Annotated in this window: 29 protein-coding genes; 13 read left to right on the forward strand and 16 right to left on the reverse strand. The window is 29.7% G+C overall.

Features of this window, described 5'->3' with window-relative positions; genetic code table 11:
* From AEBR_RS07845 to AEBR_RS07905, 13 genes are all read left to right on the forward strand, one after another.
* On the forward strand, window positions 1–654 hold the full coding sequence (locus AEBR_RS07845) for a hypothetical protein (protein ID WP_129087871.1): 654 nt from the start codon (window positions 1–3) through the stop codon (window positions 652–654).
* 24 nt (window positions 655–678) lie between these two features.
* Window positions 679–831 carry a hypothetical protein gene (locus tag AEBR_RS07850; protein ID WP_164969512.1) on the forward strand — a complete coding sequence of 51 codons (153 nt, stop codon included), beginning with the start codon at window positions 679–681 and terminating at the stop codon, window positions 829–831.
* Complete coding sequence (locus AEBR_RS07855; RefSeq protein WP_129087870.1) at window positions 831–1,802, forward strand: hypothetical protein; 972 nt, start codon at window positions 831–833, stop codon at window positions 1,800–1,802. The genes AEBR_RS07850 and AEBR_RS07855 overlap by 1 nt, the downstream gene beginning before the upstream one ends.
* A gap of 18 nt (window positions 1,803–1,820) precedes the next feature.
* On the forward strand, window positions 1,821–2,099 hold the full coding sequence (locus AEBR_RS07860) for a hypothetical protein (RefSeq protein ID WP_129087869.1): 279 nt from the start codon (window positions 1,821–1,823) through the stop codon (window positions 2,097–2,099).
* 2 nt (window positions 2,100–2,101) lie between these two features.
* Window positions 2,102–2,485: a hypothetical protein gene (locus tag AEBR_RS07865; protein WP_129087868.1), complete on the forward strand. Its 384-nt coding sequence runs from the start codon at window positions 2,102–2,104 to the stop codon at window positions 2,483–2,485.
* On the forward strand, window positions 2,485–2,832 hold the full coding sequence (locus AEBR_RS07870; RefSeq protein ID WP_129087867.1) for a hypothetical protein: 348 nt from the start codon (window positions 2,485–2,487) through the stop codon (window positions 2,830–2,832). The genes AEBR_RS07865 and AEBR_RS07870 overlap by 1 nt, the downstream gene beginning before the upstream one ends.
* Window positions 2,833–3,195: a hypothetical protein gene (locus AEBR_RS07875; protein ID WP_129087866.1), complete on the forward strand. Its 363-nt coding sequence runs from the start codon at window positions 2,833–2,835 to the stop codon at window positions 3,193–3,195.
* Window positions 3,196–3,942, forward strand: coding sequence for a hypothetical protein (locus tag AEBR_RS07880; protein WP_129087865.1), 747 nt, complete (start codon window positions 3,196–3,198; stop codon window positions 3,940–3,942).
* Between the two features lie 3 nt (window positions 3,943–3,945).
* Entirely contained in the window at window positions 3,946–4,155 is a 210-nt protein-coding gene (locus AEBR_RS07885; RefSeq protein ID WP_129087864.1) for a hypothetical protein, read from the forward strand.
* A gap of 107 nt (window positions 4,156–4,262) precedes the next feature.
* Window positions 4,263–4,673 (forward strand): hypothetical protein, encoded by a 411-nt coding sequence (locus tag AEBR_RS07890; RefSeq protein ID WP_206732679.1) that lies wholly within the window; start codon window positions 4,263–4,265, stop codon window positions 4,671–4,673.
* Between the two features lie 8 nt (window positions 4,674–4,681).
* Entirely contained in the window at window positions 4,682–4,990 is a 309-nt protein-coding gene (locus AEBR_RS07895; protein WP_129087863.1) for a hypothetical protein, read from the forward strand.
* Window positions 4,987–5,208 (forward strand): hypothetical protein, encoded by a 222-nt coding sequence (locus AEBR_RS07900; RefSeq protein ID WP_129087862.1) that lies wholly within the window; start codon window positions 4,987–4,989, stop codon window positions 5,206–5,208. Before AEBR_RS07895 ends, AEBR_RS07900 begins: the two co-directional genes overlap by 4 nt.
* Window positions 5,209–5,851: 643 nt before the next feature.
* Window positions 5,852–6,139 (forward strand): hypothetical protein, encoded by a 288-nt coding sequence (locus tag AEBR_RS07905; RefSeq protein WP_129087861.1) that lies wholly within the window; start codon window positions 5,852–5,854, stop codon window positions 6,137–6,139.
* Between the two features lie 185 nt (window positions 6,140–6,324).
* On the opposite strand, the gene AEBR_RS07910 is transcribed toward AEBR_RS07905, so the two are convergent.
* The 16 genes from AEBR_RS07910 to AEBR_RS07985 form a co-directional block, all read right to left on the reverse strand.
* The gene (locus AEBR_RS07910) at window positions 6,325–7,401 is read right to left on the reverse strand and encodes a protein-glutamate methylesterase/protein-glutamine glutaminase (RefSeq protein WP_128978255.1); all 1,077 of its coding nucleotides are present in this window, start codon (window positions 7,399–7,401) and stop codon (window positions 6,325–6,327) included.
* Window positions 7,402–7,419: 18 nt separating this feature from the next.
* Window positions 7,420–8,100 (reverse strand): chemotaxis protein CheD, encoded by a 681-nt coding sequence (locus tag AEBR_RS07915; RefSeq protein WP_129087860.1) that lies wholly within the window; start codon window positions 8,098–8,100, stop codon window positions 7,420–7,422.
* A complete protein-coding gene (locus tag AEBR_RS07920) occupies window positions 8,097–8,939 on the reverse strand; it encodes a CheR family methyltransferase (RefSeq protein WP_129087859.1) in 843 nt (280 codons plus the stop codon). The genes AEBR_RS07915 and AEBR_RS07920 overlap by 4 nt, the downstream gene beginning before the upstream one ends.
* 6 nt (window positions 8,940–8,945) lie before the next feature.
* Entirely contained in the window at window positions 8,946–11,075 is a 2,130-nt protein-coding gene (locus tag AEBR_RS07925) for a chemotaxis protein CheA (protein ID WP_129087858.1), read from the reverse strand.
* Between the two features lie 15 nt (window positions 11,076–11,090).
* Window positions 11,091–11,459 carry a response regulator gene (locus AEBR_RS07930; protein ID WP_128978246.1) on the reverse strand — a complete coding sequence of 123 codons (369 nt, stop codon included), beginning with the start codon at window positions 11,457–11,459 and terminating at the stop codon, window positions 11,091–11,093.
* Window positions 11,460–11,536: 77 nt separating this feature from the next.
* The gene (locus AEBR_RS07935) at window positions 11,537–13,714 is read right to left on the reverse strand and encodes a polyribonucleotide nucleotidyltransferase (RefSeq protein ID WP_129087857.1); all 2,178 of its coding nucleotides are present in this window, start codon (window positions 13,712–13,714) and stop codon (window positions 11,537–11,539) included.
* 5 nt (window positions 13,715–13,719) lie between these two features.
* Window positions 13,720–14,367, reverse strand: a complete 648-nt coding sequence (locus AEBR_RS07940) for a phosphoribosyltransferase (protein WP_128978242.1) — start codon at window positions 14,365–14,367, stop codon at window positions 13,720–13,722.
* 2 nt (window positions 14,368–14,369) lie between these two features.
* Window positions 14,370–16,472 (reverse strand): LPS-assembly protein LptD, encoded by a 2,103-nt coding sequence (locus AEBR_RS07945; protein WP_129087856.1) that lies wholly within the window; start codon window positions 16,470–16,472, stop codon window positions 14,370–14,372.
* Window positions 16,465–16,896 carry an RDD family protein gene (locus AEBR_RS07950; protein ID WP_128978238.1) on the reverse strand — a complete coding sequence of 144 codons (432 nt, stop codon included), beginning with the start codon at window positions 16,894–16,896 and terminating at the stop codon, window positions 16,465–16,467. The genes AEBR_RS07945 and AEBR_RS07950 overlap by 8 nt, the downstream gene beginning before the upstream one ends.
* A gap of 14 nt (window positions 16,897–16,910) precedes the next feature.
* Complete coding sequence (gene purD, locus AEBR_RS07955; protein WP_129087855.1) at window positions 16,911–18,179, reverse strand: phosphoribosylamine--glycine ligase; 1,269 nt, start codon at window positions 18,177–18,179, stop codon at window positions 16,911–16,913.
* 234 nt (window positions 18,180–18,413) lie between these two features.
* Window positions 18,414–19,049, reverse strand: a complete 636-nt coding sequence (locus tag AEBR_RS07960) for a uroporphyrinogen-III synthase (RefSeq protein ID WP_129087854.1) — start codon at window positions 19,047–19,049, stop codon at window positions 18,414–18,416.
* Window positions 19,046–20,638 carry a SulP family inorganic anion transporter gene (locus AEBR_RS07965; protein WP_129087853.1) on the reverse strand — a complete coding sequence of 531 codons (1,593 nt, stop codon included), beginning with the start codon at window positions 20,636–20,638 and terminating at the stop codon, window positions 19,046–19,048. Before AEBR_RS07965 ends, AEBR_RS07960 begins: the two co-directional genes overlap by 4 nt.
* Window positions 20,639–20,653: 15 nt before the next feature.
* Window positions 20,654–22,087 carry a ribosome biogenesis GTPase Der gene (gene der, locus AEBR_RS07970; RefSeq protein ID WP_129087852.1) on the reverse strand — a complete coding sequence of 478 codons (1,434 nt, stop codon included), beginning with the start codon at window positions 22,085–22,087 and terminating at the stop codon, window positions 20,654–20,656.
* A gap of 77 nt (window positions 22,088–22,164) precedes the next feature.
* Window positions 22,165–22,707, reverse strand: a complete 543-nt coding sequence (gene hpf / locus AEBR_RS07975; protein WP_128978229.1) for a ribosome hibernation-promoting factor, HPF/YfiA family — start codon at window positions 22,705–22,707, stop codon at window positions 22,165–22,167.
* Window positions 22,708–22,808: 101 nt separating this feature from the next.
* Window positions 22,809–23,960 (reverse strand): TolC family protein, encoded by a 1,152-nt coding sequence (locus AEBR_RS07980; protein ID WP_129087851.1) that lies wholly within the window; start codon window positions 23,958–23,960, stop codon window positions 22,809–22,811.
* Window positions 23,953–24,654 carry an HlyD family secretion protein gene (locus AEBR_RS07985; RefSeq protein ID WP_129087850.1) on the reverse strand — a complete coding sequence of 234 codons (702 nt, stop codon included), beginning with the start codon at window positions 24,652–24,654 and terminating at the stop codon, window positions 23,953–23,955. Before AEBR_RS07985 ends, AEBR_RS07980 begins: the two co-directional genes overlap by 8 nt.

The following is a 24,654-nucleotide window of genomic DNA, read 5'->3' on the forward strand; positions in this document are numbered from 1 at the left end:
ATGAGAACAGCAACCCAAAATAATGTATATCTCTTTATGGGGGATAAAGGAGACGGAAAAACAACAAATGCAACCGCATTAATGGAGATATTAAACCGCCCTACTGTTATCTTTGATGTTGCTGCACAATTTGGAAAAAATGATTACAGACTTATAGCAAATGGATATCAACAACTGTACTACTATTTGAATAATCCAAAATGGCTAAAAGCAATTAGGAAAGCAAATCTTCAAATAGTAGTGCGGTTTTCTAAAAATATGAATAAACGTGAAGAGATTGAAAAATGTTCGCAGCTCTTATGGGACTTTAAACATATTACTATCGTTTATGAAGAAATGGATTTGTATTTCGTTTATCAAGCCTCAACTCAAAATCCTATTTATGAAACTTTATATCTATCTAGGAATAGAGAGCATGAAGTTATTTGCATTTATAAACAAGCAACTGCAGCACATGAAGTTATAAAACAAAATGCAGACTATATCATCACTTCAAACATAGAAAGCGCAAACGCACTTAAATTTTTTGAAAGGAGGGATAAAAATCTACCTAATTTAATTAAAAATTTGAAATTTAGAGAATTTCTAATAATCGGTAAGCGCGGATATAGGAGAGTTCATAAGCTCAAAAAATCAATAGCACAAATGCTATAAATATACAAATAAGGAAAAAATACAATGTTAAGACAAATTACAAGTTTTGCAAAAAAAAATATATGGTTTACAGTAGCAGCTGCATTCATATTAGGTGCGGGAGGAATTGCAGCAGCAGTTTCAAAAGGTAAAGAGTACGGAAATAAAGCAACTTCAATGGTGGGAGGGGCTCAATAATGATAAGACAAAATATCATAAACAATAAATTTGTAGAAATTAAACCAAATGATACAGAACAAGTTAAAATGAATAAATATCAGGCTTACTCTGTACAAGCTTATTCTCATAAAATTACAGTTTATCATGACAATGCAGCTGCACTAGATCCTGCTATAACAATTTATGATTTTCTTGCAAATGCACTCTCAAAACTAACTCTACAAATTGGAGCGGGGAATGAGATTTATGACTTAGATCTAACAGCTCATTTGGTAAGACAGTTAGAACTTAGAAAACAACTTGTTTACTCAATTGATAAAACGTCAGGAACTGGAAAAATATCAACTATTCAATTAATTATTGATTTCCTATCTTTAGACTTTATCGCTCCAAAAGATACAATTTTATTTAATACAGGAAACTATGATCACTTATTAACTCAAATTGTTGCCGCTCCTGGAACAAAAATATCAAATTGTACAGTTACAAAAACAATAGTTGGAATTACTGAACTGTTTAAAACTGATGTAGTCTTAAACAAATATATTGCAACTGATGGAACTACACAAACAATGACACCGTTAAACAAAAAGCCAATTATGAGAACACCTTCTTTTAATTCAAGCAATCCAAATTGGGAATTAGACATTCCAAATAATGTTGAAATCTCAAAAATTATGATGTATGTAACTGATGGTGGAAAAATATCAACTGGACACATTAAAAATGTAATTATCAAAAATGCAACACAAAAGCTTATAAATGTTGATTCTGCAACACTTGAAGCATGGAACAGAGAAACATTAAGAGATTACAATGATAGTGATTTCGATGGTATCTTAGTTTTAAATATTGCACAAGGTCAATATACAGAGGCACTTAAAACAACTGGGCTTTTTGTAGATAGTAAATTGGAAGTCGATGTAATCAAAGGTGCTGCAAGTGAACCAATTTTAAATATTATCTATGAGACAGTAGAAAAGGCGTAAAAGCCGAAAGGATAATAAATGGCAGGTACAACAGAAAGTGGATGGAGTTGGGGAGATGTTCAAGACACACTTTTTGGTATTGGTGGGTTATGGGTTAGCATAGAAGAAGCAAAAAACCCTACTAATAACAATCAATCGCAAACAAGTGAAGCTAGTGACTTAAAACCAACACCAAACCAACAGATACAACAAGAAAGTAGCTCAACTTTTTTTGGTATTGATTTTTCACAACCAAAAAACATTTTAGTTGCTGGAATAGGTGTTATTGCTGCAATAATACTTATTAAAAAGGTTTAATTATGTTAGATTTAGGCGCAAAAGTAACGACATCTAGTTCACTACAAAATAGCTCATTACAAAGTAACCTACTTACGATTAATGTGGGAGATGGTAGACAATCAACAGACTCAACAAATAGCCAAACACCAACGCAGCAAACAAAACAAGAGCAAACAACTAGAGAAGACGCAACAGCGTCAGTTGGTGTTGGACTTGGTGGAAGTGGTAGCGGTGGAAGTGTTGCAAGAAGTGGAGATGTTGCGCCCATAGATGATTTTTTTACAAAAATCAAAGATAGTGTAAATTGGAATGATACAAAACCATATTTTATTGTTGGAGGTATTGCGGCTGCATTTATGTTTTTTTTATATCCAATGTTAGGGAAAAAGAAAAAGGCTAAATGATGTATATCTTAGAAAACTATGATTTTTTGGAATCACTTGTAAAAGATGGGCAAGTAGATAAAAACCAAAAGTTTTTAAAAGATGGTTTTTGTATAGCTGATAAAAAAGAAAACCCTAATCATGTTTTTGTATTTCATTTTTTAAATGGTGCGGTATGGTCTACTTATGGGTGGACCAATTCAAAAAATAAAAGTTTTTTAGAATTCTATAAAAAAATAGAAAAATTAATGTTTAGCTTCAATATGCCAATTTATAGGACTGGGAAAAATAGAGATTTTAAAAATCATACTAAATTTATAGGTCTAATTGATGGTTTTGAAGTTTATCAATATGTAAGGAGCTTTTAAATGGGGGGACTTTTAGGCGGTGGAGGTGGTAGCTCTTCCACAACTACAACTACAACAAAGAATGAAACTACTTTAAACAATGATACTGATATAAGCGTGGTTTTTGATTTTGAAGAAATGGCAAAAGTTTACAGAGATAAGCTTAACTTTGATATTGAACAATCTCTAGCGCAAAATGATGGAGAATTCACAGACCAGCAAAAAATCGAAATTGCAAAAATTGCCATGGAGGAAAAAACTATATCACTCCAAGAAAAATCATTCAATGAGCAGATTAGAAACAATAGGATATTACTCTATGTTTCTTTAATTGGATTATACCTAACTTACTTAGGTTTAAATAAAAACAAAAAAAGGAGTTAAATGTTAAGAACAATAAGTTTAGCGCAAGAGCATAGCAACTTAAAAATTAACCCTTGCAACTATTTGCATGGTTTAAGTGTGCCAAGCTCTGTAAAAGTTTATGTAACTTTAAACGAAGAGCATGACTTAGATAATGCCTTTCCATTAAAAAACAATTCTATTTTAAGATGGAAAAAGAATGGAATATATCAACCACCAACACAATTATATATTCACACTATTGGAACAAGTACATCAAAACTTGAAATACAAACAGATGTCATTGATTATAACAATAATGAGTATATGGAAATTGAACAGCAAGACAATCAAACAATGAATTTAACAGAGGAAGTCACAAACTCACTCTTAAGTCAAAATGTTAAGAGCTTTGATACTTCATTACTTGCGCAACTTGATAAAATCATACAACCTTATGATTATGATAATGCAACTATTCTACATGGTATAAGCAATTCAAATGTAACCTTATTAGATACTATTGCAAATTGTGATTTATTAAGATTTTCTTTACAAGCGCCTACATCTTCAAGTGGTGAAGCAAATGGTAAAATAAACTTATATATTGATGACATTCCTTATACTACTGCTTACGGAACAATTACAAGTGGTAGGTCCTCAACGACTCCGAATACACTAGGTGAGTATATTGGAATTAGAGGAAAAAGAATTAAAATTGTTAATTCTTCACTTTCCACCACTAATACGAGTGCTTATTATTTACAATTAATTAATAAAAAGGTTTAAAAAATGACAGCAGAACAAAGAGAAGAAATTGAGCCACTTTTAAAAGAAAATCAAGTGGCAGTAGATACGCAAACAGTTGAGAAAGGAAAAGACTCTGAAGGATTTCCAATCTTTGAAATAAAATTTATAAATGCACCTACAAACTATAAGTTAGTTAGATTGATAGAGCCTTATAATGTTGCGGTATTAGAGGACTTAAGCCCAACGGCTTAAAAGGTGTTCACATGAACAAAAAAACAACGCTGAAAGCAATTATTTTATTTGCAATATTTTACTTAATTACAAGTAGGAACAGCGTATCAGAAAAAATAGGAGAAATCGTGTCAGATTATACAGAGCCAAGAGGGATTAGAAATAATAACCCTATGAACATAAGAAAATCAAGCAATGATTGGCAAGGTAAAATTGTTGGAGAAGATACAGCATTTGAAACTTTTGTGAGTCCTGCATATGGTATTAGAGCAGGAGCTAAAACCTTACTAAATTACCAAAAATTTTACGGACTAAATACAGTAAATCAAATTATTAGTAGATTTGCACCAGCAAGTGAAAACAACACTAATGCTTACGCAACTCATGTCGCTGACTATTTAGGAGTTGGACTAAATGAACCTATAACTGTTAAAGACAGAATTTATGATTTAGTTACAGTTATTATCTTACATGAGAATGGATATAACCCTTATGACACTCAAGTTATAAATAGTGGTGTATCTTTAGCTCTAGCATAGGTGCAAATATGTGGACTTCTTACAATGAAGATGGAACATTGCAAACATTTGATAAACCTGAAACACAAACAAAGATTTATGAAATTGTGTCGGATACACTTCCAGACTATGAAGTTCCAAGCAACGCAGAAATAAAAAATGGTGCTGCTGATGTTTTAAAAAGTGAAGCTGCAGCAACTATAAATTTTTTAGATGATGTTGCCTCAGGCTTTGCAGATGGTGTTAAAGCTTTTGCCTCATCTTCAAAATATATACCCTACTTTCTTTTAATTGGTTTGGGTATTTTTATATTAAATAAATCAGGAGTTAAACAATGATTGAACCAGACTTAAACACTTTTGCTCCATTAAGTGATAGCTTTCAATGGCTCTTAGACCATATTTATATTTTGTTGGCTCTTTTTTATAAAAGAGCTGCTAAATTTACAAATAATGTAAACACAACAATTAGCAATATAAATATAGGTTTAGAGAAATTAATCACACTTACAGAGCAACATGACAAAAGAATTACTACTTTAGAGCGCAGCAAATAAAATCGCGCGGCGCCCTTTTTTAATCTCATTAAATTTCTTTACTTTTTTTATATCCTCTCAATCAAAATTACATTTTTTTAAAATTACACTTTAAAATATAGTCATACAAGAACAAAAACATATCAATTTCAATCAATAATGTTAATTTAATGGTAAGACTAAGGTAAATAGTTAAAACCTTTTAAAATGAAGATATGAGATTTTCTCATATCTTCTCATAGAAGATACTATTAAAAAAAGGTTTTTCGATAGAAAAACACCTTTTCACGAGCCATAGGCGAGTTCAAAAACAACGATTTTGCCCCGCATGGGGCATAAATCACCTTTTAAAAGTGTTACGGAGCCGTAGGCGGAGGAACACGTCGAACGAAGCGCAGCGAAGTGAGACAGAGCAACCCCAACGGGGTGCGATAACTCTTGCAAAATAAATCATTAATATAGTTATAGTAAGCTTAGTCATTTAGTTCCTTCTTAAGCTTATACTATATTAAAGAAGATAGAGCAAAATTTGCTCTAGGGTTAAGGCAAAATTTGCTCTAGGGTTAAGGCAAAATTTGCTCTATGGTATAATATACAATGTTTACACATTTGTTATTTAAAATAAACAGTTTATTAAGGAAAATCAAAGATATAAGGTTTTAAAATGTCAACTAAGAGAAAATTCGACCGATTGAAGAATCAAGATAAGTTTTTTAAAATGCAAAAGAAAAGGCTTGACCGTATTGCCGAGCCTGACACTAAGGGTAAACTAGACTTTAGCATAGTCCTAACAAACAAAGAAATATTAAAAATACAATCAAAAGGAAGAATTTTAAAGGCTAAATACGGCTTGACAAGGGCTAAAGTTTTAAGAGAAGTTTTGTTAAACTTAGATGATGAAGATTTGATTTGCTTTCTTGGGTTATATAACCCTGATAAAGTTAAGAAATAAAAAAAGGAAAAAGCGGCAACTTTTCCCTTTAATTTAAAACCTATTTGCGTAGGTTATTTTTTTAGTAAAAACGTGGAGGTCTTTACCTTGATTTCAATTTTAATTTTATTCGTTTTTAGCTTAATAATAGCTAAAATTGATAACCATAATTTTCAAACTAATATCTATACTATTCAAGGGGAATACTATCTTATCTTCCCTTTACTAAAATCTATAATATATTGTGCAATATCATTTAAATGAACAATATCTTTTACTGCACCTTTTTGAATAGCTTTTGCTGGCATTCCAAACACGACACAACTCTCTTCATTTTGGGCAATTGTATATGCTCCATTATCATGTAGTTCTTTCATTGCAATACTTCCATCATCACCCATTCCTGTCATCATTACAGCCATAGCACCACTACCAACGACATTATTAACAGATCTAAAAAGAACATCAACACTTGGTCTATGATGGCTAACTTTTACTGTATCAAGGAGCTTTGTTCTATACCCTGCACTACATTTTTCAATGGTTAAATGCATATTTCCAGGTGCCAAATAAGCATGACCTTTTTCCAAAATCATCCCATCTGTTGCCTCATGTACAGTTAATTTAGAGCTATTATTTAATCTATCTGCAAAAGATTTTGAAAAACCATAAGGTATATGTTGAGTAATTAGTATTGGAGGTAAATCATTTGTTAAACCATTAAAGACCCTTAAGAGTGATTCAACACCACCTGTTGATGATCCAATAGCTATAACCTTACTACCCCCTAGCCTTGCAGGAAATGATGGGATAACTTCATCTGGATGTATTTTTCTATCTATCTCTTTTGCTTTGGCACTTGTAACTGTTTTCATAGGATTTGGTTTCTTTTGTGTATATCTTTTTAAGAGAAAAGTTAAATTTAATAAATTTTCTTTTATTCTTGCAGCAAAACTCGACATAGGTTCACCTGATTCTGGTTTACTTATAAACCCTACCGCACCATCATCAAAAATATCATTTCCCCTTACACTCTCTCCTGATATAACAACGGCAGGCATTGGATGTAAACGCATAAGGTTTCTTAAAAATGTAACACCATTCATTTTTGGCATATTAATATCAATTGTTACTAAATCTGGTTCATACTCTTTAATTTTTTCTCGTGCATCATATGCATCAACAGCTTCTGCAATAACCTCAAATTCATCGATACCATTTATCATATCTTTTATAATTCTTCTCATTGAAGCTGAATCATCAATTACTAGCACTGTATACATAAACTATCCACCCTATTTTTAAAAAAGTTCAATTTCCATCTCTGGTTCAACTTGAACTTTATCAGCTCCAAATAAATCAACACCACCAACATACTCTTTAATAACTGGAGCTTTTGTAATTTCAGTTTGAAGAGCTTTTTCCTCTTTAAAGATTTTCTTATCAGTTTCAGATTTTTGAGTTACTTTTATAAAAGTTTGAAAATCATCAGTCAAAAGGATTAATCTACCATGTTCACCTCTTGTGTGTTCACTTACAATCTTAAACCCTTCAGACTTACAAAAATCTTTTGCAAACTCAACATTTCTATGTCCAATAGAGTTAATCATATTCATATTTAGTTGCATAATATCAGCCCCACCAGAAATCTTAGCTTGCATATTTGATTTGCTACATCCAAGTTTATACATCTCATTTAGCATTGCTTCTACTGAGTATAAACCATATTTCATATCATCATTTGTACTATTTGTTGTTGGCAATAAAAAGTGATTCATACCTTTTATTTTTCTTACTTTATCATAGAACATAATTGCAACACAAGACCCAAGAAGTGTTTTAAATGCAATAAAATCATCATCAGGACCAACTGCAAATTCACCACCAATTATTGTATGAGTATTAAAACCCTTAGTTTTTTGAGTAAATCTTGATAAAGAAGCTTTTTCAATGCTTCCATCTTTATGCCCTATAATTATCAATAAAAATCCTTTCTTTTGATAAAAATGTTTTGCCCTACTCTTTCAACACAACTTATAAGATCCTGTGGATTCTCTGAATGTCCAAGATATAATGTACCACCAATTTTCAAATGAGAAAAAAGTTTTTTCAAAATTTTATTTTGATCTTCATTTGAAAAATAGATTAACACATTTCTGCAAAAAATTACATCAAAATAATCTTTTTGATATGGATATGAAGGATCGTTTAAGTTCATCACCTTAAACGTAACCATTTTTTGTAATTCAGGTTTTACTTTTATTAAAATCTCTTCACTTGCAAGTGTTTTTTGAACTCTTCTTTTAAAATATTTTGAAGGTTTTAACCATGAAGGAAACTCTTTAGAAGATTTTGAATATCTATAAACACCATTTGCAGCATATTGTAATACATTTGTATCAATATCTGTAGCTAAAATTGTTGCATTGATATTTTTCCCACACTCTTCACTAGCTTCTAAAACAGTCATTGCCATAGAATATGGTTCTTCACCCGTAGAAGAAGCAGAACAATACATTTTAATTTGTTGTGAATTTTTAGCAAAGATAGGTAAAACTCTATCTTTTAAGTCTGCAAAGTGGAAATCTTCTCTAAAAAAATGTGTTTTATTGGTAGTGAAAGAGTTAATAAACTCCATTGTAAAAGAGCCCTCTTCTACTGCATCCAAAAGCTCTTCTATATCACCATCATATCTTGTATCTCTTTTTAACTTATGAAGCCTATTTGCAATCATAATATCTTTATTTTCCGACAGAGAAATTCCTGTTAAAGAATAAAGAATTTTTTTTACTCTGTCGTGTAAATCATTACTACTGCTCATTCAACCTCACGATGCTTTTTGCATTAAGTTGTTCAAATCTTTTTCGATTTTTATTTGAGCATTAATGATTCCTAAAACATCGAGAATCAAGCCAATACTTCCATCTCCTCTAACTGTTGCAGCACCAATACCTTCAACACTTCTAAAGTTTTTATCTAAAGGTTTAACTACAACTTGATGCTGATTTAAGAATTCATCAATTGAAATTGCAACTTTTTGTGTACCTGATTTTACAACAATAAGCATTCCATCTTCAAGTTTTTCAAATGTTGGATCAACACCAAAAAGTTGATGTAATCTTACTACAGGGATAAACTCTTCTCTTAACATTAAAAGATCTTGAGAACCATCACCAATTTTTTTGATCATATCTGAAGTTGGTTGCAATGATTCAACAATAGAACTTAATGGTAAAATATATTTTTGATCTCCAACTGCAATATCAAGTCCATCTAGAATTGCCAATGTTAGAGGAAGCATAATTGTTATAACTGTACCTTTTCCAAGTTCAGTATCTAGTTTAATTGCTCCACCCAGTTTTTGAATATTTGTTTTAACAACGTCCATTCCAACACCTCTTCCAGAGATATCAGTAATTTTTTCTGCTGTTGAAACACCTGCGCCAAAAACTAACATAGCTTTTTCATTATCACTCATTGTATTATATTGATTTTCATCAATTTGTCCTTGATCTAGAGCTTTTTGTGCAACTCTTTCACAGTCAATACCTTTCCCATCATCTTCAATTGTGATAATCATTTGACCATTAGCTTGCTCTGCTGAAATAGTAATAGATCCCGTTTCATCTTTTCCACTTGATTTTCTAACATCAGGAGTCTCTAAACCATGATCAAGTGAGTTTCTAATAATATGCATTAATGGGTCAGTTAAACCTTCAATCATTGCTTTATCTATCTCAACATTATCTCCATAATGTTTAAATTCAACTTTTTTATTAAGTTTTTTAGAAATATCTCTAACAACTTTAGGGAATTTTGAGTAAATAGATTCCATAGGAACCATTCTTATACTCATAATTGAATCTTGCATATCTCTAATATGTCGTTCAAGCAATTCTAATCTCTCTAATACTGCATTTCTTGTTTTTGTATCCTCAATAGAGCTTGTAAACTGTGTTAACATAGCATTTGTGATAACTAGATCTCCAACATTATTCATTAATAAATCAATTTTATCTAGATTTACTCTAATATTATTCGAAGCTGAAGCTTTTTTATCTTTTTCTTCTTTTGCTGCAGCACCAGTTGCTGCTCTTGGAGTTCTTCTTGGAGATGAAGCCTCTTCTGTTTCTTCTCCATCTTTTGGTTGTTCTTCAACTTTTTTTGCAGGTTCTTTTCTAGTTTGAGTTGCTGAAATAGCCTCTTTTTGATCAGAATTATTTCCTTGAAGTTTAGCGTCAGGAGTTATATTTGGCATATCATCAAAAAATCCAAAATCTTCATTCTCATTATGAGTAATTACAGGAAGAGCTTCAGTACTAATTCTTTTATCTAACTCTTCATCAAAAAATCCATAATTACTATTTTCTGTTTCATGACCAATTTCATCATCTTTGAAAAATCCATATGAAACATTAAATTTACTATCATTAATATCTGAATCATATAAACCTATATCATCATTAGAAGTTTTTGCCACAGTTTTAGATGCAGGGGTAGATACTGTCTTTTCTTCTTTTACAGGCTCAGCTGCAGCTGTTGTTTCTGGAACTTTTCCATTAATATAAGCTTTAATATCAATTAACAAGTCAGCAGTTAATTCTTCAAAAGTTTCTCTTGTTAACTCCTCAGCAACTTCTAAATCTAGAAGTTCTTTCATTACATCTAAACCATCAATTAAAGTACTTGCCATTTCTGGTTTGAATTCAATTTCATGATTTCTAAGCTTATCCATCATGTTTTCAACATTATGGGTAAATTCTGCAAACATCGACAACTCAACAGATGCACCACTACCTTTTAGGGTGTGTACATCTCTAAATAGTTGTCCCATCTCTTCATCAGTTAATGATCCATTGTTTTCTGCTTCAAGCAAAACATTATCAGCTGATTCAAATAACTCTTCAGCCTCTTCTAGGAACATTTCTCTATATTTAGAAATATCAAAACCAGACATAATTAAACCTTTTTATTATCTACTTAATACTATATTAACTGCTTTTAATAGTTGTTCTGGAACAAATGGTTTAACAATCCAACCAGTAGCTCCTGCAGCTTTACCTTTTGCTTTCATTTCATCACTTCTTTCAGTAGTTAATACTAAAATTGGTCTACTTGCATATGCAGGTAATTTTCTTAGCTCACCAATTAGTGTTAATCCGTCCATATTTGGCATGTTAACATCAGTAATGATTAAGTCAAATGTAGTAGCTTTAGCTTTTTGTAAACCATCAACTCCATCTACTGCCTCAATCACATCATTATAACCACCTTCATTAAGTGCATAATTCAGCATATCTCTTAACATTGTTGAATCATCCACGATTAAAAGTTTAGCCATAAAAACCCCTTGTATTTTTTAAAAAAATATTATTTTATCTATCTTAACTAAAGAAATATTAAATTAACTTTAAGATTTTAAATACCATTTAAAGCTAATTCTATTCTATCTTTTTTAACTTTTAAAACCTTAATTTCAACATTATCTTCAACTTTTAAAACATCTTCAACTCTTGTAACTCTTTCTTTAGAAAGCTTAGATATATGAAGAAGCCCTTCTCCACCTTTTGGTAATTCAACAAATGCTCCAAAGTCCGTAATTCTAACTACTTTCCCTGTTAAAACTTCATCTATTTCATAAAGTTTTTCAAAGTCAATACTCTTTTTGTCATTGTCTCTTCTAGAACTACTTGAAATAGATTTAATGTGTTCACAAGCATCTAATACATTTTGTTTATTTTCACCACTTACTTTTACATTTCCACTGTCTCTATCTAAATCAATAGATACAGAGAATTTTTCAATAATCTCTTTAATAGTCGAACCAGCTTTACCTATAACAACCATAATTTTACTTGGATCAATTGCAAATTGTTCAACTAAAGGTAATGCTTCACTTGGTACAATTTCTAGTGCAGCTTCTTCCATAATACCTAAAATATGTTCCCTACCCTCTTTTGCTTGATATAGTGCTTCTCTTAATACTGATAACTCTATTCCACCAAGTTTGATATCCATTTGAAGAGCTGTTATCCCTTCTTTAGTTCCAGCAACTTTAAAATCCATATCACCATCATGATCTTCTAATCCCATAATATCAGTTAATACAGAGTAATTATTACCTTCAACAACCATTCCCATTGCAACACCAGCAACAAGACTTGATACAGGAACACCTGCTGCTTTAAGAGCCAAAGAACCTCCACAAACTGTTGCCATAGAAGAAGATCCATTTGACTCTAAAATTTCAGAAACAAGTCTTACTGTATCTTCATAATCCTTATCTATAGTTGCTTCAAGTGCTTTTTTAGCTAAGTTACCATGTCCTAGCTCTCTTCTTCCTACCCCAAACATAGGTTTTGCTTCACCAACAGAGAAACCTGGAAAATTGTAGTGAACCATAAAGTTTTCCACTCTAGTTGATTTTTCAGTCAACACTTCATACATTTGACCATCTTTAGTTCCTGCTAAAGTTCCAACAACTAATGCTTGAGTTTCACCTCTTGTAAAAAGGCATGAAGAGTGAGCAGATGGTAAAATATTTGTTTCAATAGTAATTGGTCTAACCTCTTTTAAACCTCTTCCGTCAGCTCTAACTTTATCATTTACAATCATTGCTCTTACAACTTCTCTTTTAACTAAAGAAACTGCTTCATAAATAGTTGAAAATTCAATCCCATTTGAACTGCAATAAGTATCAGCCATAATCTTTTTAGATACATCTTTAAGTTCAGTTGCTCTTTCACTTTTTGCTAATTTTTGTAAAGCAAATTTTATCTCTTCTAAATAATTATCTCTTACATGTTTTATAACAGCTTCATCTATTGTAAATTCAACTAATTTAATTTCAACAGCCTCTTTTGAAACTGATTGAAACCCTATTTCATAAGTTTCATTTGATGCTTTTAACGCATTTTGAGCTACTGAAATTGCTTCAACTAGTTCATCTTCAGACATTTCGTTTGTTTTATGAACTTTTGTAAAAGCTTCAATATCGATTTCAACCATCTCTTCAGATGAAATAGCTTTCATCTCTATCATTAATAACTCTTCTTTAGTTCCAGCAACATAAAGGTCTAAAGTTGATTCATTAAGCTGTTCAGAATTAGGATTAACAATATATTCTCCTTCAACTTTTGCAACTCTAACTCCAACAACTGATTTTTTTATTGGGAGATTAGAAGTATACAATGCAGCACTTGCAGCATTTAAAGCTAAAACTTGTAAATCAACATTTTTGTCTGCACTTAAAACCATAACAGTTATTGTTGTAGGATAAACATACCCTTTTGGGAATAGTGGTCTTAAACTTCTATCAATAACTCTTGAAGTTAATGTTTCAAAATCACTAGGTTTTGCTTCTCTTTTTATAAAACCACCTGGAAGTTTAGCAGAAGCATAAGTCTTCTCTACATATTGTACAGTCAAAGGTGTAAAATCTTCTTCAACAGGATTGTCAAATTCACTAACAACTGTAGCTAATACAACAGCATTCCCTAATTTTGCTAATACTGATCCATTAGCTTGTTTGGCAACTTTCCCAAACTCAAAAATTTCTTGTTTTCCATTTAACTCAAATTCACAAACTGTTGACATAAAATTTATCCTTTATAATTTTTAATTTCATCATATGTTATCTCTTCTAATTCGTCATAATAAAAATCTATTGAAATAAAATGATCTAGATTCTTAACATAATATAAATCATCTGCTATAGACTCAATTGTCTGAATACTTGCAGTCGGCAATATTGGTATTGCAACAGACACAGATTTAGCACCTAAATGAATAGCTGTTTTAATACAAGCCATCATAGTTAAACTTGTATTTAATCCTTCATCAACTAAAAGAACATTTTTATTCTCTAAATCTTCTAGCTTTTTACCTTCTCTAAACTTATTAACACAAGTAGTTAATTCGTTATCATAGATATATCTAGATTTTGAAAATACAAAATCTAGGCTTATCTCAAATGCTTTTACTAACTCTTCATGAATTACTACCTCTTCACTCTCGGTTACAATTGCTATTTCGCACTCATCATTATTTGGTGCATAGATTTTTCTAGAAAACATCAAATCCATTTTTGCATCAAGTTCATTTGCTACTATTTTTGCAATGGGTAGAGCATTATATGAAGTTGAAATAACAATCCACTCTTCTAGTTTCATCTTATTTATTGGCAAAATATCAATAAGTCTGTATGCTGCGACTTCTCTATTTTTAAAATATATTTTATCAGGTGTCATATTTAATTAACATTTTCCTCATTATTATAGGTATATTTTTGTGTTATACCACCAATTGGTTTTAGATATAGTTGTAGATAAAATGCATTTTGTGTTATAGAACTATGGTCTGTACTAGAAGTTGCAATTAACTCTTTTTCAAACTTAATATCTAAATCCCAACAGCTTTCACTAATTCTAAATTTTAATCCCTGTTTTGTTCTTAAATTATCTAATAAATTGTAATTTGTATAATAAGATACAGAATATTTATCTGAAAATCTATACTTTGCTTCAACTTGATATGACTCTAAATCTTCTTTTTGTAAATTTGGAGTGTTTTTTGTAAGGTAATGTCCTAATAGTAGATAGAAATTCTCATAAGATAAAGAGAATGATGATGAACTTTCTGCAACTTTTCTGTATTGATAGTCATAAACTAATCTATTACTAATTGAACCTAAAATATAGTTATAAATAATCTCATTTTCAATATAACTAGTTCTTAAGTCACTTATATTATCATATAAAATCACTTCTTTTAACTTATGGTTTACTATTTGTTGCAAGGTTTCTCTATCATAAAAAGAGTGATTGATCCCTAATTCTAAACTATTTTCACCTCTATCGATTGTAAAAGGTTGTAATTCAGAATCTGTAGTGGTTATATTATATAAATAACCATCTTTTTCAATCTCTTCAACTTTGTTTAAATTTGCAAACAAGTTAATTGTATGTATATAATTTTCATAAGGTTTAACTAAATCACTATTTAATGAGATTGTACTTTTTGATTCTACATATGTACCATCATCAAAGTTTTTTGAAGCTTCTGAATAACTATATCTATTAACTAAAAATTCATGTTTTAATATTAAATTAACATAATTGTTAAAAAATGATTGAGAATATGAAACTGGTAGACTTAATTCATATTGTTGTGCCTTAATTCCTTTTTCTCTAGTATGGTTAGTATATTTAATATCAGTTGAGTAAACTAATTTATCTAAAAAAATTGGTTTTGTATATGAGTGAGCTTGAAGTTTTGGTAATTCTTGCATTGTACTTGTATTTGACTCTTTTGAAACATCAATATAGTATCTAAAATATGAACCTAAAAAATAGCTTGGAGTATTGTAAATATAGTTGATTTTTGATTCAACTTTTTCAGTAATTGAGTTTTCATCACCAGCAACTTCTAAAGTTTTATATTCACTATCATTTAAGTAATTTATATCTACATATAAACCATCATTATATCCAAGTTTGTTAGGAGACAAAATGCTATTTCTTACATAATTTAAATCTACACCGTTATGGTTATCATTTCTAAGTTTATGCTCTTTTTGATATGTTTCTTTTTCTTTAAAAAAACCTGCACTTAAACTAAGCATAGAATTAATTGAATCAGCATATCTGAAATATGCGTAAAATCCTGCCCCTCTACTTGTCCTAATTTGAGGAACTAATTCAAAATCATAGTTTTGAGCAGGAGCAATAAATAGTGGTTGTGCATAATATGCACCTTCAGTACTTGAATAACCTACAGTAGGAAATAAAAGTCCAGTCCTTCTTGTTCTATCTGTTGAAAAACCAAAATATGGGAAATATAATAATGGGACATTTTTAAAATAGAGTCTTGAATTATATGCATTTATCCATTTATCTTTTGTATCATAATCTGCACTACTAAACTTTATACTCCAATCAGGATCCACACAATCACAACTAGAAAGGATAGAATCTTCAATATAAACAATATCCCCTTTTCTTTGTGAATCTTTCGAACTAATCCAAATTGAACTAGAATCTTCAAAATAGATACTTGGTTTTTGATACATGTCATTTGTATTTAAATCCAAAAATGCATAATTACTATTCATTTGAATATTATTATTTCTTAAAATAACAACATCATCAAAAAGTTCAAAAGTACCTTTGTTTTTATCATAAATCGCTTTTTGTGCAGTTATATAATAAGTTGGAGAAAAAGCAACAACATTTCCTGTTGCAATAACAATATCATTTTTTGTAACTAAATCATTAGAGATTATTTGAAATCTTTCTACTTCTGCATATAAGAAAGATAAAGAGAGAATAAATAGTAATAGTGTTTTTTTAAGCATTGACTACTAATGTCCTTCCTAATTTATCATGAAATGTTTGTCTTCCATCATTGAAAAATGCGAATATAAATCCAATATAAAAAAACATTTCACTTACTATTCTAAAAATTGATCTTAACATTGCAGAAGTGATAGAAACTTTTCCAAAATTATAGAAGTCAATTACTTTTATCTTTGTAACTATTTTACCAACTGTTGCCCCATAATACCAGACAAAAAAAGATTGATATAAAAATTTCAAAAAAAGTACTTGTAAAATAAAGTCATTCATAATAATTAATGCTGACATTACATCATCACCTGCAATTGCTATTTTATCCCAATATATTAAAATAACAATTAAAGTGACTAAAAAATCATCAATAACAAAGGCAAAAGCCCGTGATCTTATACTAGCTAGTTCTAAGTTCTCGCTCTTATTCATATTTAGACAACTATTTATTTTAAGGCTTGATATGCAATATCTGTTCTACATTTCTTACCTGCAAAATGTACTTGTCCACAAAGTTTATATGCTCTATCTCTAGCTTGTTTAATAGTAGTTCCGAATCCTACACAAAGTAAAACTCTTCCTCCTGTTGCAAAAAGTTTTCCATCCTCTTTTGAAACACCTGCATATGAAATATGAGTATTATTTAAAATCTCTTCATCAACTATTTCATCAACGATAATTTCAGCTGGCGCAGAAGAGCTGTAAGGGTAGTTTGCACTTGCCATAACAACTGCAACACCAAACTCATTTTTGATTTTGATATCTAGTTTATCTAATTGTTTAGTTGCCCCTTTATAAAAAAGTTCTGAAACTGGCGTTTCAAGAAGAGGCATAAGAATTTCACACTCTGGATCACCAAATCTTACATTATACTCTAAAATTATTGGCTCACCTTTTACTACCATAACGCCAATAAAAAGTACACCTTCAAAAGGTGCTCCCTCTTGTTGCATTCCTTTTAATGTTGGTTTTACAACTCTCTCTTCAACTTTTTTATAAATTTCATCATTTACAAGTGGTGTTGGAGCATAAGCACCCATCCCTCCAGTATTAGGACCAGTATCGCCATCCCCCACTCTTTTATGATCTTGTGCAGCAGGCAATATTTTATAATTTTCTCCATCACAAATTGCAAATATTGATAATTCATATCCATCAAGATACTCTTCAACAACAATTGAAGTTCCTGCATCACCAAAAGATTCACCACTTAACATATCAGTAGCTGCTTTTTTAGCTTCATCTTTTGTTTGAGCAATTATTACACCTTTTCCTGCACATAAACCATCTGCTTTAACAACAATTGGTTCCTTCATTGTATCAATAAAAGAATGAGCCTCTTTTTCACTTTTTGTCTCTATAAATGCTGCTGTTGGTATATTATATTTTTTTAAAATATTTTTCATATATACTTTTGAACCTTCAAGTTGTGCTGCTTTTGCACTTGGTCCAAAAACTACCAAATCATTTGCTTTGAAAATATCAACAACACCATCTACTAAAGGAGCTTCTGGTCCTACAATTGTTAAATCAATGTTATTATCTTTTGCCCATGCTGCTAGTTTATTATAATCTTTAATATCAATATTTGTTCCTAAACTATCAGTTGCACCATTTCCAGGCATAAAATATAAGTTATGGTTCTCTTTCTCTTTAGATATAGCTAACCCTATAGAGTATTCTCTACCACCACTACCAAGAATTAAAATGTTCACTAGATTTTCCTTAAAAAAAGTAATAAAAATATGTATCCAAGTAGTCGTTAACCATCAAAATGGCCCTAAAAGCCAACGATAGCAGACGAGAATCATATTTCAGGAGCAGAAATAACTGCTACACACCATATAAGTTACAATCGTCCGCAATAAAAATGTATCGGACCCTCAACAATGGAAATCCCGCGCTACTTAGATATCTCTTATTTTAACTAATTATCTTTGAATTAAAGATTAAAAACTACCCAGTATAGCAAGTTTTATACACTCATCAACTGAAGTTTTATCACTAATCTTATATTTGACATACTCAGGTAAATAATTTGCTGTTGTTTTACCTATTGCAATTGCTTTATAAGTCTCTTTCCATTCAAACTTATTAAAAAAACACTCTACACTTGAAGGAGAGGTAAAAATTATCGTTGCATTCTCTTCTAATTTTGTATCTATCTTATCATTGCAAACAGTTTTATAAGTAATAACTTCAGAAATATCTATTTGACTATTTTTTAATTTTTTAACTAAATTTGATACTACTTTCTGTGCTCTAATATAAAGTGCTTTTCTTCCAACTAAAAAATATTTTAATTCATCTGCAAAATCATTACCATGACCATGTGAACCAATAAATTCAACTTTTCCACCAAGCTTTTTTATAATATCAGCAGTTTTTTGTGCAATTGCAAAACTTGGAACATTTTTCCATTCATTTGAAATCTTGTCTAATGATAAAACTGCATTTTTAGATGTAAAGATAAGTGCGTCATACTTTGAAAAATCTATATAAGTATTAATATAATCTATTTTAAAAACTTCAATATTTTCAACACCTTCATATTTTTGGTTATTTAAAAGATAGATTTTACTCATTTATTCTCATTGTATTCGTTGTGTTGTATTGTATTTACAGCACTGTCAATATTACTTACGATAACTGTATTTTTAAAAATGTCATTAACATCTAATTTTAAAAGTTTTCTTTTTTGGTAGTGTTTTAGTATCAAAATAGTTTGAATATCTTTTGCCTTTAACTTATTTATCTCCTCTTCAATGATAAATATTGCAGAAAGATCTATAAAATGTACTTTCAAACAATCTAATATAACAAATTTTGTTTGAGGTCTAATCTTATCAATTTTTCTATCTAAAATTGATGCTGTACCAAAAAACAAAGAACCATCAATCTCTAAAATTTGAGTCTCTTTATTGTCTATACTTATGTCAAATTTTATCTTTTTAGACATATTTTTTGTCTGCATTCTAGTTCTTTTTGATACTTTATAAATTGCAATTATAGAAGCAAAAGTTATACCTGCACCAACAGCCATAATCAAATCTACAAAGATAGTTAAAAAAAACACTGTTAACATTATCAATAAATCCACTTTTGGAATTCTATTCATAATCTTTAAAAATTTGTAATCTAAAATATCAAAACCAACTTTTATTAATACACCAGCAAGTACCGATAGTGGTATTTTTGAAGCTAAAGGAGCAAAAAAAAGTACAATTAAAAGTAAAGTAACAGAGTGAATCATTCCAGATAACCTACTCTCTCCACCACTTTTAATATTTATTACTGTTCTCATTGTTGCCCCAGCTCCTGGAATTGCTCCAACAAAAGAACAAAGAGCATTCCCTATTCCTTGAGCTATTAACTCTTTGTTTGGCTTATGATTTGTTTTTGTCATTGAATCTGCAACAAGCGATGTTAACAGGGTATCTATTGATCCTAAAAGAGCCAAGGTAATGGCTAGAGTAATAATTGTATTTAACTGCAAAATATTAAATTTTGTAGGAATAGTTATTTCAGGCAATCCCATTGGTATTTGACCTATTGTTGGTACTTCAAAGTTTAAATAAAAAGATAGTAGCGTTACAATAACTAAAGCAATTAAAGCGGAAGGGATAATCTTAGAGATTTTTTTTGGAGTAAAAAACATTATAACAAGAGTAATTGAAGCCAATATTATTGAATCCATATTTGTAATAGCAAAATTTTTAGGAACAGCAATCAATGTCTCGATAATTGAACCTTTTGATTCAACACCTAAAAATGGATTTATCTGCAAAATTATAATAATTATACCTATTCCACTCATAAAACCTGAAATTACAGGATAAGGAATATACTTAACCCATTTACCAATCTTTATAATACCAAAAGAGATTTGTATCAATCCAGCTAAAAAAATAACACTAATAACAGATTGAAAATCATCTGGAAAAGCTACAATAGCAGTTGCCGTAACTACTGTCATTGGTCCAGTGGGACCAGATATTTGTGTGGGCACTCCACCAAACAAAGAAGCAAAAAAGCCTAAAACTATCGCACCATAAAGACCTGCAGTTGGTCCAGCTCCACTTGCTACACCAAACGCTAAAGCCAAAGGCAAAGCTACAACAGCAGCTGTAACTCCACCAAAAAAATCATTTTTTAAACTATTTATTTTTATCAAGGATTAACTCCTATTTTAATTAAACTCCTCAAGTTCTTCATCACTTAAATCCCTTTGACCTTTTTTTCTAGCAATTATGTGAATTGGAGTTCCTTCGAAATTCATATTTTCTCTTAAGAAGTTTATCAAATATCTCTTATAAGAGAAGTGTAAAAGGTTTGGTTTATTCATAATTAATGCGATTCTTGGAGGTTTTGTTTCAAATTGTGTAGCATAATAAATTCTAAGGTAGTTTCCAGATGGACTTGGAAGAGCATGTCTCATTGTTGCTGTTTCGATAGTTTTATTTAATACTGATGTTGGTATTCTTTGTGAATAGTTATCATAAATCTCTATTAATTTATCTTTTAATCTATCTATACTTCTTCCTGTTTTTGCTGAAACTGCAATTATTGGAGCATAATAAAGAAATTTAAATTTACTTCTAACTTTCTCTTCTAAATCTTGGAATGTATCCATATTTTCATCCCATTTATTTAAAACAATAATTGTTCCTAAAGCATATTCATCAACTAAACCTGCAATTTTTTCATCCAAATCTACAAGTTCTCTAGAAGCATCTAATACAAGTAGAGCTAAATTTGCTTTCTCTAACATCTCTTTGGTTCTCATTAAAGCAAACTTTTCGATACCTTCAATTTTACCTCTTCTTCTAAGTCCTGCGGTATCAACAAAAGTGATTTTTCTATCATTATATTCAAAAGTTTCATCCACAGGATCAATAGTTGTTCCTTCAACTGAAGATACAACTGATCTCTCCTCACCAACAAGTGCATTTAAAATTGAAGATTTACCAACATTTACTCTTCCTATTATTGCTACTCTTAATTCATCATCCTCTTCAGATTCAGCTTGTTCATTAATATCTTCAATAGGATTTAAAAAATCTTCTAGAAAATCATCTTCATCATCTTCAATATTTAGCTCTTCAACAACCTCTCTTGGAGGAAGTTGTACAGCAATCCAATCAAAAAGTTTTTTTGTACCTCTGTTATGTGAAACTGAGATACCAAAAAGATTATCCTCATCAATTCCAAATTCATAAAAAGACCAAAGTCTCTCTAGTTCATTGTCATTATCAATTTTATTAACTACTAATGCAAGTTTTTTATTAAGTGCTTGAAGCTCATAAAATAGTTCTTTATCTTTATCATCAGGTATCTTTTTACCATCAACCATAAAAAGTATTATATCAGCCTCTTTTGCACACTCTATTGCTTTTCTTTTTACATTTGAAAATATCTCATCATTTGTTTCATCAATACCACCTGTATCAAGCATAATTGCATCTCTATCTAAAATCTCAACTTGATGTTTTCTTATATCTCTTGTAGTTCCTGCCATATCAGATACTATTGCAATTCTTTTTTTTGCAATTCTATTAAAAAGTGATGACTTTCCAACATTTGGTTGACCAATTAAAGCAATTTTTTTTAACTCATTATTCATTCTATCTTATTACCTTTTTAAATTAAAAAAAGGTATTAGCCAAAAGACTAATACCTTTTTAGAGTTCTTAGAAACTCTTAGTATAATCCAAATATACCTTGTTCTTTTGTTTTATATAGTACTCTTAAGTTATGATCTTTATCGTAGAACACTTTAAATACATCATCACCTGATTTTAAAGCATTTAAAGCCTCTTCAATGTCAATTGGTTTGTATGAAGCCATTTTTACAGGAATAATCTCATTTTCGAATTTTTCAAGTTGTGCAGCAACTTCATCTTCGATTTCATTTGCTTCAACTTCACTAAGTTTAGTTGCTTTATGCCCTGTAATTTTATCGTGATGTCTTCTTAAAACTTTAGATACTCTATCAACAGCTATATCAATTGCAGAATATAGATCTTTATCTTTTTGTTTAACAACAACAGTGTCTAAATGCGCTATATTTAATGTAAATTCAAATGTGAAAGCTTTTCTACCATTTTTCTCTTCTTGTGAAATAATCGCACCTACAGATATAATATCTAAATTGTATTTTTTGAAAATTTCAATTGAACTATTAACATAATCTTTAATAGGTTCAGTTAATTCTATGTGTCTTCCTACAATACTTGTATTCATAACATACTCCTTTTACTTATATAATTAATTAATTTTATCATACAAATGTTTAATTAATAGTCATAGTATAAAAAAATACCTCAAATATGGGTAAAAAAGGCTTAGTAATACATTGCAATTAGTTGTGTTAAAATATTAAGTTTGTTTATTTCGACATCAAGTTCTCTCATTTTTTTTGTATTACTTAAAATCTCTACATCTTCAATTGCTTTATATCCTGCATTATACTCTTGACTAACGCTATCTAAAAGCTCTTCATAAAGTTTTATATCTTTTGAAGCAATATTTGTAGAGTTGTTATATTTCCTTATATTCTCAATAATTTTATTATATGCAACAGTCTCATCAATCTCTTTTTGCTCTTTTTGCTTTTGAGATAAAAGGTAATCTAATTGATATTTTTCAATCTCATTAATTGAAGAAAAACTTATAGGAATTGAAATCTTAACTCCATAGTTATAACTATTCTCTCCATCTGACTTAGTAAAATCATAACCATAGTTTGAAGTTAATGAAAGTTCAGGGAGATAATCACTTTTTTTGATTTTGTAGTTTAGTTTAGAGATATCTTCATTATATTTAGCTAATTTAATCTCTCTTGAATCTTTTAAATAGCTATCTAACTCTTTTAATTTCAAATTAGGAATATCAATTTTTTTATAATCAAGTTTGGTATATTGTGAAAGAGTAGAAAGATACTCTTGTTTTGTTCTTAATTGTTCAGCTAACTCCTCTTCCAAAGCATTTTTTTCCATTATTGTGTCATTTAGGTTTGTAACATCAGTTTGACCTGCTTTATACTCAGCTTTTATTATCTCTAAACTAATTGTTTTATTCTCAATAGAGAGCTTCTGTTTTTCTATATTCAGATCTGTAAGTTTTAGATTTACTACAGTAGTATAAATTGTATTTATATACTCTATAAAAGTTATATTCAAGTCCATCAAATCATATTGTTCTTGAATCTTTGCAACATCTATTGTATTTAAAATCCCTCCAAATTTGAATATTGGTTGTTCATAAGAGAGAGAAAATTCTTTTGTATCTTTTTCATCCTTATCTCGAACAATTGAACTATTTAGATTTATATTAGACAACCAACTCTTTTCATTAATCTTTTTATCCTCTTCTATTATCTTTTTCTTTGTATTATAAATACTCTTTTGTGTTGGAGATAAGATTTCAAGCTCTTCTGCTTGTATTAAAGAGCCAAAAGAGAAAAGAATTGTTATAAATAAAAGGTTTTTATTCATTTTTAAACTCCACTTTCAAAGTTTTTCCATACTCTTTAGAATCTATTAAAACTTCTGTTTTATAAGAAGATATATATGTAGTATCTGTTGTAATATCTATTTTATTTATTTTATAATCACTCTTTACATCATTAATATATATAAGCTTATTTTTTATGTTTTTATAATCTTCAGCATTAACATAAACAGTTAATTTTGATTTTGACATATCATAAACAGTAGCAACCTTTGTTCCAGCTGTTAAATAATCATATTTATTTACTAAAAACTCTTTTAAATATAGATTATTAATACTTATGGTTTTATCTTTAATACTATTTTTCAAATCTACAATTGATATTTTAAGAGTTGCAATAGAGTTTTTTAGGTCAATTATCTCCAATAGTTTATTATCTTTATCAACTTTACTCATTCCTCTTATTGTTATGTATTTTTCATAATTACTTTGCATAATCTCAAGCTTTTGATTATATAGTTTTAACTGCTCTTCATATAGTTTTAGAGTATCAACTTCTAAGCTTTTGTCAATTTTTATAATATCTTTTGTTAATATTTTCATCTCATCATTTTTATCCAAAGATACTATTTCCCCCGAAGTTTTAGCATATATTGTAAACTCATTTACAGGTTCAACTACACCTATATAACTCTTTGCATAGATAAAAATTGGTAAAAAAATCAGTAAATATTTCAT

It is taken from the genome of Halarcobacter ebronensis (assembly GCF_013201825.1).
Classification (GTDB): Bacteria; Campylobacterota; Campylobacteria; order Campylobacterales; family Arcobacteraceae; genus Halarcobacter; species Halarcobacter ebronensis.

Coding starts and splice junctions, on each gene's coding strand:
- AEBR_RS07845 (WP_129087871.1), top strand. CDS start 1: ATGAGAACAGCAACCCAAAATAATGTATATCTCTTTATGGGGGATAAA.
- AEBR_RS07850 (WP_164969512.1), top strand. CDS start 679: ATGTTAAGACAAATTACAAGTTTTGCAAAAAAAAATATATGGTTTACA.
- AEBR_RS07855 (WP_129087870.1), top strand. CDS start 831: ATGATAAGACAAAATATCATAAACAATAAATTTGTAGAAATTAAACCA.
- AEBR_RS07860 (WP_129087869.1), top strand. CDS start 1,821: ATGGCAGGTACAACAGAAAGTGGATGGAGTTGGGGAGATGTTCAAGAC.
- AEBR_RS07865 (WP_129087868.1), top strand. CDS start 2,102: ATGTTAGATTTAGGCGCAAAAGTAACGACATCTAGTTCACTACAAAAT.
- AEBR_RS07870 (WP_129087867.1), top strand. CDS start 2,485: ATGTATATCTTAGAAAACTATGATTTTTTGGAATCACTTGTAAAAGAT.
- AEBR_RS07875 (WP_129087866.1), top strand. CDS start 2,833: ATGGGGGGACTTTTAGGCGGTGGAGGTGGTAGCTCTTCCACAACTACA.
- AEBR_RS07880 (WP_129087865.1), top strand. CDS start 3,196: ATGTTAAGAACAATAAGTTTAGCGCAAGAGCATAGCAACTTAAAAATT.
- AEBR_RS07885 (WP_129087864.1), top strand. CDS start 3,946: ATGACAGCAGAACAAAGAGAAGAAATTGAGCCACTTTTAAAAGAAAAT.
- AEBR_RS07895 (WP_129087863.1), top strand. CDS start 4,682: ATGTGGACTTCTTACAATGAAGATGGAACATTGCAAACATTTGATAAA.
- AEBR_RS07900 (WP_129087862.1), top strand. CDS start 4,987: ATGATTGAACCAGACTTAAACACTTTTGCTCCATTAAGTGATAGCTTT.
- AEBR_RS07905 (WP_129087861.1), top strand. CDS start 5,852: ATGTCAACTAAGAGAAAATTCGACCGATTGAAGAATCAAGATAAGTTT.
- AEBR_RS07910 (WP_128978255.1), bottom strand. CDS start 7,401: ATGTATACAGTGCTAGTAATTGATGATTCAGCTTCAATGAGAAGAATT.
- AEBR_RS07920 (WP_129087859.1), bottom strand. CDS start 8,939: ATGAGCAGTAGTAATGATTTACACGACAGAGTAAAAAAAATTCTTTAT.
- AEBR_RS07925 (WP_129087858.1), bottom strand. CDS start 11,075: ATGTCTGGTTTTGATATTTCTAAATATAGAGAAATGTTCCTAGAAGAG.
- AEBR_RS07930 (WP_128978246.1), bottom strand. CDS start 11,459: ATGGCTAAACTTTTAATCGTGGATGATTCAACAATGTTAAGAGATATG.
- AEBR_RS07935 (WP_129087857.1), bottom strand. CDS start 13,714: ATGTCAACAGTTTGTGAATTTGAGTTAAATGGAAAACAAGAAATTTTT.
- AEBR_RS07940 (WP_128978242.1), bottom strand. CDS start 14,367: ATGACACCTGATAAAATATATTTTAAAAATAGAGAAGTCGCAGCATAC.
- AEBR_RS07945 (WP_129087856.1), bottom strand. CDS start 16,472: ATGCTTAAAAAAACACTATTACTATTTATTCTCTCTTTATCTTTCTTA.
- AEBR_RS07950 (WP_128978238.1), bottom strand. CDS start 16,896: ATGAATAAGAGCGAGAACTTAGAACTAGCTAGTATAAGATCACGGGCT.
- AEBR_RS07960 (WP_129087854.1), bottom strand. CDS start 19,049: ATGAGTAAAATCTATCTTTTAAATAACCAAAAATATGAAGGTGTTGAA.
- der (WP_129087852.1), bottom strand. CDS start 22,087: ATGAATAATGAGTTAAAAAAAATTGCTTTAATTGGTCAACCAAATGTT.
- hpf (WP_128978229.1), bottom strand. CDS start 22,707: ATGAATACAAGTATTGTAGGAAGACACATAGAATTAACTGAACCTATT.
- AEBR_RS07980 (WP_129087851.1), bottom strand. CDS start 23,960: ATGAATAAAAACCTTTTATTTATAACAATTCTTTTCTCTTTTGGCTCT.
- AEBR_RS07985 (WP_129087850.1), bottom strand. CDS start 24,654: ATGAAATATTTACTGATTTTTTTACCAATTTTTATCTATGCAAAGAGT.